Origin of the sequence: Bacillus cereus (assembly GCF_002567495.1) — a bacterium.
In the GTDB taxonomy this organism is placed as follows: Bacteria; Bacillota; Bacilli; order Bacillales; family Bacillaceae_G; genus Bacillus_A; species Bacillus_A cereus_AQ.
Map to the genome: position 1 here is coordinate 99,109 of NZ_NVAP01000002.1, position 15,411 is coordinate 114,519.

The window sequence follows — 15,411 nt, forward strand, 5'->3', positions numbered from 1 at the left end:
TCATATTGAAAGAGACTTTCTTTATCGGCTATACTAAAGGAATAGGAGGGATTAATCATGACAATTGAAAACCCAACTCGTACGGAAATTGGTGAAGTATTGAAGAAAAGCAAAACAATTGCGGTTGTTGGATTATCAGATAAACCAGAACGTACATCGTATATGGTTTCAAAAGCAATGCAAGATGCTGGATACCGTATTATTCCAGTGAACCCAACAGTAGATGAGGTACTTGGAGAAAAGGCAGTTGCTTCACTAAAGGATATTAAGGAACACGTTGATATTGTAAATGTATTTCGTCGCTCAGAGTTTTTAATGGATGTTGCAAAAGAATTTGTAGAGATTGATGCAGATGTTTTTTGGGCACAATTAGGAGTACAAGATGAAGGTACATATAACCTTTTAAAAGAAAAGGATTATACTGTAATAATGGATCGCTGTATTAAAGTAGAACATGCGATGACAAAATAGTATAGATTTAAAGGTAGAAAGATTGCTTCAGCCCTCGTTATAGATAAGTAGGGCCGATGGACGAGGTGTTCATCATGAGATTTTTTAAAGGCTGTTTTTGGGGATTGTTATTTGTAATCCCATTTTGGATCTTGATCATTTGGATCATAATAAAGGTTTGGAATGTGTAATCTTGGAATACATATCCATTTCTCGTTGACAAACGATTATTTTTCTGAAATAGTAGCCTAGAGGAATCCTTGTGAGAAAACAAGGATTTTTCTATTGAAAATGGTATATAAAAGAGATAAGATAACTTGCCAAAACTATAGTCGAGGCGTTATTCTATAATAGAAACATATGTTCTGATTTTGGATTAGGAAAGGGGCAAGGAGTTTGGCGAAGCATCAGTTCCAATATAATGAAGATGCGATTCAAGTGTTAGAAGGACTTGAAGCCGTTCGAAAACGCCCGGGTATGTATATCGGGAGTACGGATAGCCGTGGATTGCATCATTTAGTATATGAAATAGTAGATAACTCCGTTGACGAAGCGTTAGCGGGATTTGGCGACGAAATTTCTGTCGTAATACATAAAGATAATAGTATTAGCGTTATAGATAAAGGGCGAGGAATGCCTACGGGAATGCATAAACTTGGGAAACCTACACCTGAAGTTATTTTAACTGTACTTCATGCTGGTGGTAAGTTTGGTCAAGGTGGTTACAAAACGAGTGGTGGTTTACACGGTGTTGGGGCATCGGTTGTAAATGCCTTATCAGAATGGTTAGTCGTAACGATTAAGCGTGATGGAAATGTTTACGAACAACGCTTTGAAAATGGCGGTACTCCCGTAACGACGCTTGAGAAAATCGGGAAGACGAAAGAGTCTGGTACTACGATGCATTTCAAACCAGATACAACGATTTTCAGCACAACAAATTATAATTATGAAACATTATGTGAGAGATTACGCGAATCTGCATTCTTATTAAAAGGAATGAAGATCTCGATAAAAGATGAACGAAATGATTTAGAGGATGTATTTCATTATGAGACAGGAATTGAAGCTTTCGTTTCATATTTAAACGAAGAAAAAGATTCCATTCATCCAGTTGTTTACTTCACTGGTGAACAAAATGGAATTGAAGCAGAGTTAGCGTTTCAATTTAATGATGGTTACTCAGAAAACATTTTGTCGTTTGTAAACAACGTACGTACAAAAGATGGTGGAACACACGAAGCGGGATTTAAAACAGCGATGACGCGTGTGTTTAATGAGTATGCTCGTAAAGTTTCATTATTAAAAGAAAAAGATAAAAACTTAGAAGGTACAGATATTCGTGAAGGTGTAGCGGCTATCGTTTCTGTACGTGTACCAGAAGAAGTACTTCAGTTTGAAGGACAAACGAAAGGGAAACTTGGTACAAGTGAAGCTCGTTCTTCTATTGATGCAATTGTATCAGAGCATTTAGCTTACTTTTTAGAAGAAAACCCGGATGTAGCAACACTTCTTGTGAGAAAGGCAGTTAAAGCAGCGCAAGCACGTGAGGCTGCTCGTAAAGCGAGAGAAGAAGCACGTAGTGGTAAGAAGAAGAAAAAATCAGAAGGTACGTTAAGCGGGAAGTTAACACCAGCACAATCACGTAATCCTCAAAAAAACGAATTGTATTTAGTAGAGGGTGACTCTGCCGGTGGTTCAGCGAAACAAGGACGAGACCGTCGTTTCCAGGCCGTATTACCGTTGCGTGGTAAAGTAATTAATACAGAGAAAGCAAAGCTTGCTGATATCTTTAAAAATGAAGAGATTAATACAATCATTTATGCGATTGGCGGCGGTGTAGGAAATGAATTTGATGTTGAAGATATTAACTACGATAAAGTTGTAATTATGACCGATGCCGATACGGATGGAGCTCATATTCAAGTATTATTATTAACGTTCTTCTACAGATATATGAAGCCACTTATCGAAGCCGGTAAAGTGTTTATCGCACTTCCTCCTTTATACAAAGTAAGTAAAGGAAAAGGCAAGAGTGAGGTAATTGAATACGCTTGGTCAGATGAGGAATTAGACGGTGTAACGAAAAAAGTTGGAAAAGGCTATATGTTACAACGCTATAAAGGACTTGGTGAAATGAATGCGGATCAATTATGGGAAACAACAATGAATCCTGAAACGCGTACATTAATTCGCGTGAAAATTGATGATGCAGCAAGAGCAGAGCGTCGCGTTACAACGTTAATGGGTGATAAAGTAGAACCACGCCGTAAATGGATTGAACGTAATGTACAGTTTGGTATGCAAGAAGAAGGAAACATTTTAGAAAATGAAATGATTATGGAGACGGAGGTGGAATAACATGCAAGCAGAGAAGTTTCATGACCTCCCGCTTGAAGACGTGTTAGGTGACCGCTTTGCACGTTATAGTAAATATATTATTCAAGATCGTGCCCTTCCAGATGCACGTGATGGCTTAAAGCCAGTACAAAGACGTATTTTATATTCTATGTATGTAGAAGGTAATGTACATGATAAAGCGTTTCGAAAATCAGCTAAAACAGTGGGTAATGTTATTGGTAATTATCATCCGCATGGAGATTCCTCTGTATATGAGGCGATGGTACGCTTAAGCCAAACTTGGAAAGTACGTAATGTTTTAGTTGAAATGCATGGTAATAATGGTAGTGTTGATGGGGATCCAGCAGCAGCAATGCGTTATACGGAAGCTCGTTTATCACCAATCGCATCTGAATTATTACGTGATCTTGATAAAGAAACAGTTGAATTCGTGTCAAACTTTGATGATACGAGTGAAGAACCAGTTGTATTACCAGCAGCGTTCCCGAATTTATTAGTGAACGGATCTACAGGGATTTCCGCTGGTTATGCAACAGAAATTCCTCCGCATCATCTTGGAGAAGTTATTGACGCTACAATGATGCGTATTGACAAGCCAAATAGTACTGTTGATGATTTATTAACAGTTATGAAAGGACCAGATTTCCCAACAGGCGGTATTATTCAAGGGATTGATGGTATTAAAAAGGCGTATGAAACAGGTAAAGGTAAAATTATTATTCGCGGAAAAGCAGAAGTTGAAACGGTTCGTGGTGGGAAACAGCAAATCGTAATTACTGAAATTCCATACGAAGTGAATAAAGCAAACCTTGTAAAGAAAATGGATGAATTACGTCTAGATAAAAAGTTAGATGGTATTGCTGAAGTGCGTGATGAGACAGATCGTACTGGTTTACGAATTGTTGTTGAATTAAAGAAAGAAGCAAACGCCGAAGGTATTTTAAATTATTTATATAAAAATACAGATTTACAAATTCCATATAACTTTAATATGGTAGCGATCAATAATCGTCGTCCAACACTTATGACATTACCGAAAATTTTGGATGCTTATATTGGACATCAAAAAGAGGTAATTACGAGACGTTCACAATATGAATTAAGAAAAGCAGAAAATCGTCAACATATTGTAGAAGGCTTAAAGAAAGCACTATCGATTTTAGACCAAGTAATCGAGACGATTCGAGCTTCAAAAGATAAACGTAATGCGAAAGATAATTTAAGTGCAAAGTTTGGCTTTACAGAAGCACAAGCGGAAGCAATTGTATCCTTGCAATTATATCGCTTAACGAATACAGATATTACGGCATTACAAGAAGAAGCAGATGAGCTTAATAAAAAAATTCTAGAGCTGCAGTCGATTTTACAAAGTGAAAAAAGATTACTTCAAGTCATTAAAACTGATTTGAAGAGAGTTAAGAAAACATATAGCGATGATCGCCGTGCTATTATTGAAGAACAAATTGAAGAAATTAAAATAGACGTAGAAGTGATGATTCCACAAGAAGATGTCATCGTTACTGTAACGAAAGAAGGCTATGTGAAACGTACTGGATGGCGCTCACATAATGCCTCAAACGGCAAAGACTTCGGTATGAAAGAGGGTGACATCTTACTTGAACGATTCGATACGAATACGACTGAAACAGTTCTTTTATTCACAAGTAAAGGAAACTATATATATCTTCCAGTATACGAAATGCCAGATATTCGTTGGAAAGATTTAGGTCAACACGTTGCAAATATCGTTTCACTCGACCGAGATGAAACAATTATTTGGGCAACGGTTGTACCGAACTTTGAGGAAGAAAAACGATTTATCGTATTTGTAACGCGAAATGGTATGATAAAGAAAACAGAATTAAATCAATATAAAGTTCAGCGTTATTCAAGGGCATTCGTTGCTGTTAACTTGAAAAAAGATGATGAAGTTGTAGATATATTTGCTACAGATGGAACGAGTGATATCGTTCTTGCAACACATGGTGCATATGCACTTGTTTTCCATGAAGATGAAGTAAGCCCAGTAGGTGTTAGGGCAGCTGGTGTAAAAGCGATTAACTTAAAAGATGATGATTATGTTGCTTCTGGTAAACCATTAAATGGTGATAAAGATCAACTTATACTCGTAACGCAGCGTGGTGCTGTAAAGCGTATAAGAGCGTCCGAAATTGAAAAATCAACGAGGGCGAAACGAGGTCTTGTTATTTTCAAAGAGTTAAAACGTAATCCATACCGCATTGTCGGTATTGAAATTGTTCGGGACGATGAATTAGTTTACATGAAGACAGAGAAAAACATTGTAGAAGAGATTGATCCGAAAGCGTATCGAAATAAAGACCGGTATAGTAATGGTAGCCTAGTGCTAGATGTTAATGATACTGGTGAAGTAGTAGAAACGTGGACGAAGAAAAGACCATAATAAAGTAAAACTTTAATCAGTAGGGCCATCTTCTATTGATTATTAGCCCTAACCAACCGGGCTATCCGCAAATAGCGGGATAAAGAGAGCATCTTGCTATGAATAGTAGCAAGATGCTTTTTTCTAAGCAAACTATTATGTATATAAAAATAATCTTGTTATAATATTGAAATGAAATCGTTCTCATAAGGTGAAGGCTTTTACGAGCAGTTGATTCCTCACCTAATTTCTTAGCGTTCGCTGAATTTTGATTTAGGAATCTTATTGCCCGTTAAAGCGGGATAAATGGAGGGACAACATGAAAAAAATAGGTGTAGGGATTGTAGGATTTGGTTTTTCTAGTACGACATTTCATATCCCGCTACTACAAACGATAGAAGAATATGATATTCGTGCTGTATTATCCTCAAAAGAAGAGGTAGTAAAAGAAACATTACCAAACGCTAATGTTGTTAGTACAATTGATGAAATGGTGAAGCGAGCTGATGTTGAATTAGTTGTTATTACATCACCTAATACAACTCATTTTCCATATGTAAAAGAAGCAATTTTACATGGTAAGCATGTTGTTGTGGAAAAACCATTTGTTGTTTCAATTGAAGAAGGGGAAGAGCTTATTTCATTAGCAGAGCAGCATAATGTGATGTTAAGCGTATATCATAATCGTCGTTTTGATAATGATTTCTTAACAATTAAGAAATTGCTAGGAGAAAACAGAGTAGGGAATGTATACGCATATGAAGCGAATTTTGATCGTTTCCGTCCACATGTACGTGATCGATGGAGAGAAAAGAATCTACCAGGTTCCGGTATATTATACGATTTAGGATCACATTTAATTGACCAAGCGTTATCATTATTCGGAAAACCAACTGCGATAAGTGCAGATGTAATAAAACAACGACCAGGTGCAGAGGTTGATGATTATTTCCACATAGTACTTCATTACGGATTTAAACGTGTCATTTTACGTAGTAGCAGTTATGTGAAAAAAGCTGGACCGCATTTTATAGTGCATGGAGAGAAAGGTTCTATCGTGAAGTACGGTATGGATTCGCAGGAAGAGCAATTAAAAAATGGAATGAAGCCAGGCGATAACGGTTATGGAGTAGACGCTGAAGACAATTTTGCTACTTTAGAAACAGAAGAAAGCTTAGAGCGCATTCCAACAGAAGTCGGTTGCTATGACATGTATTATAAAGGTGTACGAGTTAGTATATTAAATGGTGAGAAACTACCTGTAACAGCACAAGAAGGTTTAGAAGTTATTCGACTTATTCAATTAGCGATTGAAAGTAGTGAAACAGGAAGAGTCATTTCTATAAAATAAAAAAGACACGAAATTCGTGTCTTTTTTATTTTTGTGGAACAGAAAGACCATAGAAGAACATAGTGACAATATCTTGTATATGTTTTTCACGATTACCTTCAAGAAGCTGTGCTCCGAATTCATCACCTAATTTAGTAAACATTTGAATGTAAAGTAACATCATTTCTTTAGTAAGATGAGGATTAATTTCATTATTACGCTGCGCTCGTTCTAATATTTCTAAATACCATGGCAGGATTTTTTCGTTTTGATAACTATAAATAAACTTTCGGAGTTCTTCGTCCCTTTGCATCATTTGTAGTAACGTATCAGGTTGAAATAACCCGCCAGTATTCATTTTTCTTACAATCATTTTTTGCATCATATCATGAAAAGGTAATTTTTCTTTTGCAAGATCTTTATAATATTGAAATTCAGATATGATAAATTCTTGTATGAGCTCCCTAAATAATGCATCTTTACTTCCGAAATGATTATAAATTGTAACTTGAGAAACGTTTGCTTCTTTTGCGATATGTTCTATTTTCACTTCATTAAATCCACGTTCTGAAAATAATACGAAGGCTGCTTCTTTAATGGCACGTTTTTTCTTTTCTTTTACTTTTTCAAAGCCGTTCAATACAATCACCTCAACTAAAATATACAAGAAAATACAGGTGAAAACAATAATTTTGAAATATGGACTTATAAATATTTCAAAAAGTTGTTACGAATATAAATAATGAGGAGTACAATGATTTTGAAATATCAAGTATTAAATATTTCAAAAAATGAGGTGGAATTATGATTTCAGTTCAAAATGTCACAAAACAGTTTTCAAATGGAAAAGGCTTGTTTCATATAACCTTTGATGTAAAAGAAGGGGAAGTGTTCGGTTACTTAGGACCGAATGGTGCCGGGAAATCAACGACGATTCGTAATTTAATGGGATTTATAAAACCTACAGCTGGTAAAGCGACAATTTTTGGATTAGATTGTTGGAATGAAGCAGCGAAAATTCAAAGGGAAGTTGGTTATCTACCGGGTGAAATCTCTTTTATAGAGGGAATGAATGGATTAGAATTTCTAAAATTAATGCAAGGGATGCGTGGATTAAAGGGAACGAAAAGACGAGATGAATTAATAGAACGTCTACAATTTGATGTGAAAACACCTATTCGAAAAATGTCTAAAGGAATGAAACAAAAAGTAGGGATTGTCGCTGCATTTATGCACGATCCAAAAGTGTTAATCTTAGATGAGCCAACATCAGGGCTTGATCCACTTATGCAGCAAGTATTTATAGATTTAATATTAGAGGAAAAGCAAAGAGGAAAAACGATTCTTATGTCATCACATATTTTCACTGAGATTGAGCGTACATGTGATCGAGTAGCGATTATTAAAGATGGTCGCCTCGTAACGGTTGAAAATATTCATGATTTACAAAGTATGAGACGACAGGTAATAGATGTAACAGTATCGTCGCAAGAAGAGATTGAATCTCTTACACAATGTGATTTGCAATTTGAAGCGGTGAAAGGTAGAGAGGCATCTATTATTGTACAAGGAAACTATCAAACGGTTTTACAAATACTTTCAAACTATAATGTAACGGCACTTCAAACGAGAGCAATGGATTTAGAACATTTATTTATGCATTATTACGATAAGAAAGAAGGGATAAAGCATGAATAAGCAACTATTTTTAGCTAGTTTGAAAGAAACGCAAAAAAGTATTTTGAGTTATGCTACGGGTGCAGCTCTTTATTTATGGTTATTAATTTGGATATTCCCTTCAATGGTATCAGCGAAAGGACTAAATGAATTAATAAGTGCTATGCCTGATAGTGTGAAAAAAATTGTTGGTATGGAAAGTCCGATTCAAAACGTAATGGATTTTTTAGCTGGTGAATACTATAGTCTATTGTTTATTATCATTTTAACAATTTTTTGCGTAACAGTTGCAACGCATTTAATTGCTCGTCATGTAGATAAAGGCGCAATGGCATACTTGCTAGCAACACCTGTATCTAGAGTACAAATTGCTATTACACAAGCTGCTGTTCTCATATTGGGACTACTGATCATTGTATCTGTTACGTATGTAGCTGGCTTAGTAGGTGCAGAATGGTTTTTACAAGATAATAACTTAAATGCAGAATTATTTTTGAAGATAAATGTAGTCGGAGGGCTTATGTTTTTAGTCGTTAGTGCTTATTCATTCTTCTTTTCTTGTATATGTAGTGACGAAAGAAAGGCGCTAAGTTATTCAGCAAGTTTAACTATTTTATTCTTCGTACTGGATATGGTAGGTAAATTAAGTGATAAGTTAGAGTGGATGAGAAATATATCATTATTTACGCTATTTCGTCCGAAAGAAATTGCTGAAGGAACGTATAATATATGGCCTGTAAGTATAGGTTTAACTGTTGGAGCACTTTGTATTTTCATAGTAGCAATTGTAGTGTTTAAGAAGAGGGATTTACCGTTGTAAAGTAGAAAGTCCACTGAAAAAGTGGGCTTTTTTGATTTGTAAATTTAAACTAGTATGTTTAGCGCATAACACTTATAAAGGATATTTATCTTTTGATTTACAAAAATATTCAAAAAAGTGAACCTTTTCCTAGTCTCCTACGTCTAATACATGTAAAGTTAAATTTGAAGTGATGAAGTGAGGATGAAACAGGAGGAGCAATTGTGAAAGTAATCCCTTTATATAAAATGATTGTAAAAGAAGAAACAGATGTTTCCTTAGCGAAAAAAGGTGATCATGAAGCGTTTATGGCGCTTATACATACAGAAAAAGTGAAGATGTATCGGATTGCAAAGGCTATGTTACGTGATGAGACAAATATAGAGGATGCGATACAGACAACAATTTTGAAAGCCTATGAAAATATAAAAAAACTAAAAAAAGAAGAATTTTTTCAAACTTGGTTAATTCGAATTTTAATGAATGAGTGTAACAATATTATTAGAGCGTATAAAAAGGTAATTGCAATAGAAGAGAATGATTACAATATGAGTGCGTGTGATCAGTATGAAGATATAGATTTATGTAATGCAATTCAATCGTTACATGAAGAATTAAGAGCCGTAACGGTGCTATATTACTACGAAGATATGAATCAAGATAGTATTGCGAAACTATTAGAAATACCGAAAGGAACAGTGAAGTCGAGATTATCACGCGCGAGGGAACAACTACAAAAACGATTAGAGATGGAATAGGAGGTGTATAGGATGGAAAGTGAAAAATCATTTGATGAGAAGTTGAAAAAGAAAATAAAGGAAGAAAATCTTATAGTGCCACCAAATGTAAATGACAAAATAAATCATACACTGCATAACCTTCCAGTAAAAAAGAAAAATTACAGAGTTCATATGATGGTTATTAGTGCTGCTATTCTAACATTTTCGATTGTGTCTATGTCCGAATTTTCTATACAAAGCTTTGCACAAAACGGTGGAGTATTTGAATATGTAAAGAAAAAGGCATTTTCTGATTATGAAAATGAAGAAGAAATAAAATCGAACGTGAATTATCCGGATAAGGAAAAGATTCATTACAAGATGTTGGATTCAATTGATCATTTTAAAAATGTTTCAGGACAATTTGAGGAATACTCTAGTTCCTCAAGAATTGCTACAACATACAAATATGCGATTGATATAGAGAAACAAAGAGGTATCTCTTCTAAAGAAGATAAACGAACGAAAAAACGAACAATTATATATAACGAAGGCAAGAAAAGAGAGTTTGATGATGAGAAATATACATATAAAGAAACAAAATGGAACCCGAGAGAAAGAAACAATGAGCTATTAAAATTAAATCCTACGGAAAGGTTATTGAGAAAATCAGGTGAGAAAAAAAGATATGACGATGAATATGTGGGATTCGCGAAGTATAGTATTCAATCGGAATTTGCTGATTTATTAATTCGATATCAAGATTGGAATTATAAAGAAACGAAGTATTTTGGACTTGATTGCTACAAAATAGAAGGGACAATAAACATAGAAATGCCTGTAAGTACGTCTGAAGATTTAAGGGGGAAATTTGAAATGGTTGTAGAGAAAAATACAGGGGTTATGCTAAAGTTCCTTAGTTTCCACGAAGGTATGATTCAATATTCAATCACGACCGAATGGATACAAATAAACAAAGGGTTGAAAGAGAATGTATTTCAAAAGGATAGCACGAATTATGAGAAATTGAAAAACATATTAGATGAATAGAAAACGGAGGGAACGATATGGAGAATACCTCTTCTTCAAGAGAAAAGAAAAATAAAAGAAAATATAAAAGGACAATGATAATAAGTGTCTTGTTAGTAGCATTACTATTTGGCGGAGTTGGATATGGTGCTTATGTATATATGAAAACTTCTAATCTCGTACAAAAATCTAGTTTACATTTAGCACGTGGTGAAAAATCAAATTTACGTGAGGAAACTGTAAAGCCAATTGCAAATAATGTTTCACTTTTAATTATGGGAATTGATGAAAATCAAGAACGACAAAAGGAGTATGGGGGTGCGTTTCATACAGATGCACTACTGTTAGCTACTTTTAATAAAGATAATAAGACAGTGAAATTAACGAGCATACCACGTGATACATACACATATGTTCCAGTTGAAAAGAAAAAAGATAAAATAACGCATGCATATGGAAGTGGTTCCGTTAAAAATGGTAAAGATGGAGGACCACAAGCTTCAGTAGAGGCGGTAGAAAAATTGTTACAAGTTCCCGTCGATTATTTTGTGAAGTTTAATTTTAATTCATTTACTAAAATTGTTGATGGGTTAGATGGTATTGAAGTAGATGTCCCAGTTGAATTTACGGAACAAAATAGTAAAGATGAACCTGACGCGATCCATTTGAAAAAAGGACTACAAAAATTAACAGGGGAAGAAGCACTTGCATTGGCAAGAACGCGTCATATAGATAGTGATGCAATGAGAGGTCAACGTCAACAACTTGTTATTGAATCGATTTTAAGTAAATTAAAAAGTATAGGTTCAATTACAAAGCTAGAGAAAATGGTTGAGGCAGTTGACGGTGATTTTAAAACAAATTTAGCAATGGATGATATTTTATCTTTTTATAAATACGGTTTAAATTCTTCCGTTGAAAAAATTCAATTAGCAGGTGATGATCTATATTTACCTAACGGTCCAAATGGACAACGTGTATATTATTATAATCCTAATGAAAAAGACCTACAAAGTTTGAGTAACACTCTTAGAACACACCTAGGATTAAGTGAGAAACAGATTGAAAAGAATTAAAGCAGGCGAAATGTCTGCTTTTTTCTTTTTGTTTAATAGTATGTCATTTAACTTTAAATGTTATATACTATTTCCGAGTTATAGATAATAGTGTAACATAATATTGGGGTTCAAGTTAGATAGCAAGAGGACTATCACATAGAATAAATGGTATTAATTATAATGGTTTAGGAGAAATGAAAAAACAGGGGAGTATCAAAAATGAGAATCGTAAAGAATTTAACATTCCAAGTTATTGTGGCAATTATTTGTGGTATTGCAGTAGGTGCAATTTGGCCGAGTGTCGGACAACAAATGAAGCCAATTGGTGAAACGTTTATCAATATGATTAAAATGGTTATTGCACCGATTATCTTTTTAACGATTGTGCTTGGTATTGCAAGTATGGGAAGTATGAAGAAGGTAGGGCGTGTTGGTGGTAAGGCACTATTATATTTTGAAATTGTTACAACAGCGGCTTTAATTATTGGTATCATCATAGCGAATGTTGTACGTCCAGGAGATGGATTAGATCCCTCAAAACTAAAAGGCGGAGATGTTTCACAATATGTACAAAGCGGGCAAGAAATGAAATGGATGGATTTCTTTTTACATATCGTACCGTCTAACATGTTTGAAGCATTTGCAAAAGGTGATATTTTACAAGTTCTATTCTTCTCCATTTTATTCGGAGCAGGGTTAACGATGTTAGGGAAAAATGGACAACCGGTTATTGACTTTTTTGAAAGATTATCGAAAGTATTTTTTAACATTTTATCAATTGTAATGAAATTAGCACCGGTTGGAGCATTCGGAGGAATGGCGTTTACAATTGGTAAATATGGTTTAAGTACACTTATACCACTTGGTAAATTAATGATTTGTGTATATGCAACAATGGCATTATTTGTTTTTATTGTTTTAAATTTTATTTGTAAATTGTATAAATTTAGTTTGTGGAAATATTTAGCGCACATTAAAGAAGAATTACTTATTGTTCTTGGTACATCATCATCTGAATCTGTACTACCGCGTATGATGACAAAGATGGAAGACTTCGGATGTTCGAAGCCGGTAGTGGGTTTAGTCATTCCGACGGGATATTCTTTTAACTTAGATGGAACAACGATTTATTTATCAATGGCTACTATATTTTTAGCTCAAGTCTTTCACGTCGATCTTTCACTAGGTCAACAATTAACTATAATAGCTATTTTGTTAGTTACATCTAAAGGAGCAGCAGCAGTAACGGGCGGGGGATTTATTGTACTAGCATCTACTTTATCTGCAATGAATGTTATTCCGTTAGAAGGGTTAGCGCTATTACTTGGTGTAGATCGTTTCATGTCAGAAGTACGTGCTATCGTTAATTTAATTGGTAACGGTATTGCGACTGTAGTTGTTGCAAAAAGTGAGAATGAATTTGATGATGAGAAGTATACGAGAGTAATAGAGGAAATGAAAAGAGAGAAAATGGCCGGATAAAAAAGTCAGCTTTGCTGACTTTTTTATTTTTGTAGAAAAGATGTTTGTTATGATATACATTATTTATTAACAGTAATTTACAAGTGTTTTATAGTGAGGTGATATAAAGACTATTAAATCAATACATAGAATTCAATGAGGGATAGTATTTCGAAACATTATGGAATTTTTATGAATATTACTGTAAGAAAATAATTTTTTAAAAATTTTCAATAATAACACTTTACAAAACTCGAAAAATTAGTAGAATAATAGTTAATAAGAATCNNGTTGTAGCACCAGTTTTAGCAATGAGTATGGCATTAACAGCATGTTCTACATCAGGTGGAGATAAGAAGACAAGCACAAATTCTAGCTCTGGTGGAGATAGCAAATCAGAGGGGAAATTAGCAGCGAAACAAATATTAAATCGTACTGAAACAAATGAGATTCCAACAATGGATACTTCGAAAAATACAGATACATTAGGTTCTCAAATTTTAGGGAACACAATGGAAGGTTTATATCGATTAGATAAAGATAACAAACCAATCCCAGCTGCGGCAGAATCAAGCACGAAGAGTGAGGATGGTAAAAAATATACATTTAAATTACGTAAAGATGCAAAATGGTCAAATGGTGATCCTGTAACAGCGAAAGATTTCGTATATGGATGGCAACGTCTATTAGATCCAAAAACAGCTGCTGAGTATGCATTTATCGCATTCCCAATTAAAAATGCAGAAGCGGTTAATAAAGGTGAAAAACCTGTAACGGAACTAGGAGTAAAGGCAGTAGATGATACTACTCTTGAAGTTGAATTAGAACAAGCAGTACCATACTTCTTAAACTTAGTGGCATTCCCATCGTACTATCCATTAAATGAGAAGTTCGTGAAGGAAAAAGGAGATAAATATGGTTTAGAGTCTGATACAACAGTTTATAATGGACCGTTCGTTCTTACTGATTGGAAGCACGAGCAGGGTTGGAAACTTAAGAAAAATGATCAATATTGGGATAAAAAGACTGTAAAACTAGATGAAATTAACTATAGTGTAGTAAAAGAAGTAGCTACAAGAGTAAATTTATATGACACAAATGCAATTGATTTCGCACTTCTATCAGGTGAATTCGTTGATAAGTATAGAAATAATAAGGAAGAGTTTGGGACTTATTCACAAGTAAGTACTTACTTTATTCGTATGAACCAAAAACGTGGTGGACAAGATACACCATTAAAGAGTCAAAAATTACGTGAAGCAATTGCCTACTCTATTGATAAGAAAAATTTAGCAAATGTTATTTTAAATGATGGATCTAAGCCAGCAGACTTCTTAGTGCCGAAAGGATTAGCAACTGGACCAGACGGTAAAGACTTCCAAGAAACATTTAAAAACGGTATTAAACCAGATGCGAAAAAAGCAGCTGCTGCATGGGAAGCAGCGAAAAAAGAACTTGGAAAAGATCAAGTTACAATTGAGCTATTAAACTATGATACTGGTAATGCGAAAAAAGTTGGAGAATATGTAAAAGATCAAATCGAGAAGAATTTAAAAGGTGTAACAGTTAATATTAAACTTCAGCCGTTCAAGCAAAAACTGAAGTTAGAAACAGAGCAAGATTATGATATTTCATATGGCGGTTGGAATCCAGATTATGCTGACCCAATGACATTCTTAGATATGTTTGAGTCTAAGCATTCTCATAACCAAATGAGCTTCTCTGATCAGAAGTATGATGAAATGATTAAAAAAGCTGGTGGAGAATTAATGGGCGATGCGAAGAAACGTTGGGAAGAGCTAGGACAAGCTGAGAAATTACTTCTTGAGAAAGATGTAGCAATTGTACCTTTATACCAACGTGGTGATGCATATGTTCAAAAACCAAATGCAAAAGGCATCGTTCACCATAACATCAGCCCAGAGTATAGCTTCAAGTGGGCATATATGACTGAAAAAGAGGGGAAATAATTTTTAAGTAGTGATGCTATATTTAAGTGGATGTATACAATTTTCTTAGCTTATTTTGTAGTGAGAATCTCAATGTCCATAATAGAAAGATAAAATGATAGAGCATTCCAAAAGTAGACTATTTACTTTTGGAATGCTCTTTTTATTATGAGATTA

At 34.5% G+C, this 15,411-nt stretch carries 12 protein-coding genes; 11 read left to right on the top strand and 1 reads right to left on the bottom strand.

What is annotated here, in order from left to right; all coding sequences use genetic code 11:
* Positions 1-57 precede the first annotated feature (57 nt).
* The 4 genes from COK05_RS00715 to COK05_RS00735 all read left to right on the top strand — a co-directional run bounded on the left by COK05_RS00715 (position 58) and on the right by COK05_RS00735 (position 6,563).
* Positions 58-471, top strand: coding sequence for a CoA-binding protein (locus tag COK05_RS00715; RefSeq protein WP_098611059.1), 414 nt, complete (start codon positions 58-60; stop codon positions 469-471).
* A 375-nt stretch (positions 472-846) separates the two neighbouring features.
* A complete protein-coding gene (gene parE / locus COK05_RS00725; RefSeq protein WP_098611061.1) occupies positions 847-2,811 on the top strand; it encodes a DNA topoisomerase IV subunit B in 1,965 nt (654 codons plus the stop codon).
* A gap of 1 nt (position 2,812) precedes the next feature.
* Positions 2,813-5,233: a DNA topoisomerase IV subunit A gene (gene parC, locus COK05_RS00730; RefSeq protein ID WP_098611062.1), complete on the top strand. Its 2,421-nt coding sequence runs from the start codon at positions 2,813-2,815 to the stop codon at positions 5,231-5,233.
* Between the two features lie 298 nt (positions 5,234-5,531).
* Positions 5,532-6,563, top strand: a complete 1,032-nt coding sequence (locus tag COK05_RS00735; RefSeq protein WP_098611063.1) for an oxidoreductase — start codon at positions 5,532-5,534, stop codon at positions 6,561-6,563.
* A 25-nt stretch (positions 6,564-6,588) separates the two neighbouring features.
* On the opposite strand, the gene COK05_RS00740 is transcribed toward COK05_RS00735, so the two are convergent.
* Positions 6,589-7,191 carry a TetR/AcrR family transcriptional regulator gene (locus COK05_RS00740; protein WP_141538844.1) on the bottom strand — a complete coding sequence of 201 codons (603 nt, stop codon included), beginning with the start codon at positions 7,189-7,191 and terminating at the stop codon, positions 6,589-6,591.
* Positions 7,192-7,346: 155 nt separating this feature from the next.
* Here COK05_RS00740 and COK05_RS00745 point away from each other — a divergent pair, with 155 nt between their 5' ends.
* The 7 genes from COK05_RS00745 to COK05_RS00775 all read left to right on the top strand — a co-directional run bounded on the left by COK05_RS00745 (position 7,347) and on the right by COK05_RS00775 (position 15,255).
* Entirely contained in the window at positions 7,347-8,240 is an 894-nt protein-coding gene (locus COK05_RS00745) for an ABC transporter ATP-binding protein (RefSeq protein WP_098611065.1), read from the top strand.
* Entirely contained in the window at positions 8,233-9,039 is an 807-nt protein-coding gene (locus COK05_RS00750) for an ABC transporter permease subunit (RefSeq protein ID WP_098611066.1), read from the top strand. Before COK05_RS00745 ends, COK05_RS00750 begins: the two co-directional genes overlap by 8 nt.
* Before the next feature lie 203 nt (positions 9,040-9,242).
* Positions 9,243-9,776, top strand: coding sequence for a sigma-70 family RNA polymerase sigma factor (locus COK05_RS00755; RefSeq protein ID WP_098611067.1), 534 nt, complete (start codon positions 9,243-9,245; stop codon positions 9,774-9,776).
* Between the two features lie 12 nt (positions 9,777-9,788).
* A complete protein-coding gene (locus tag COK05_RS00760) occupies positions 9,789-10,787 on the top strand; it encodes an anti-sigma factor (RefSeq protein ID WP_098611068.1) in 999 nt (332 codons plus the stop codon).
* A gap of 17 nt (positions 10,788-10,804) precedes the next feature.
* Positions 10,805-11,842, top strand: coding sequence for an LCP family protein (locus COK05_RS00765; protein WP_098611069.1), 1,038 nt, complete (start codon positions 10,805-10,807; stop codon positions 11,840-11,842).
* Between the two features lie 201 nt (positions 11,843-12,043).
* The gene (locus COK05_RS00770) at positions 12,044-13,306 is read left to right on the top strand and encodes a dicarboxylate/amino acid:cation symporter (RefSeq protein ID WP_098611070.1); all 1,263 of its coding nucleotides are present in this window, start codon (positions 12,044-12,046) and stop codon (positions 13,304-13,306) included.
* Between the two features lie 290 nt (positions 13,307-13,596).
* A complete protein-coding gene (locus COK05_RS00775) occupies positions 13,597-15,255 on the top strand; it encodes a peptide ABC transporter substrate-binding protein (protein ID WP_098611071.1) in 1,659 nt (552 codons plus the stop codon).
* Positions 15,256-15,411 lie beyond the last annotated feature (156 nt).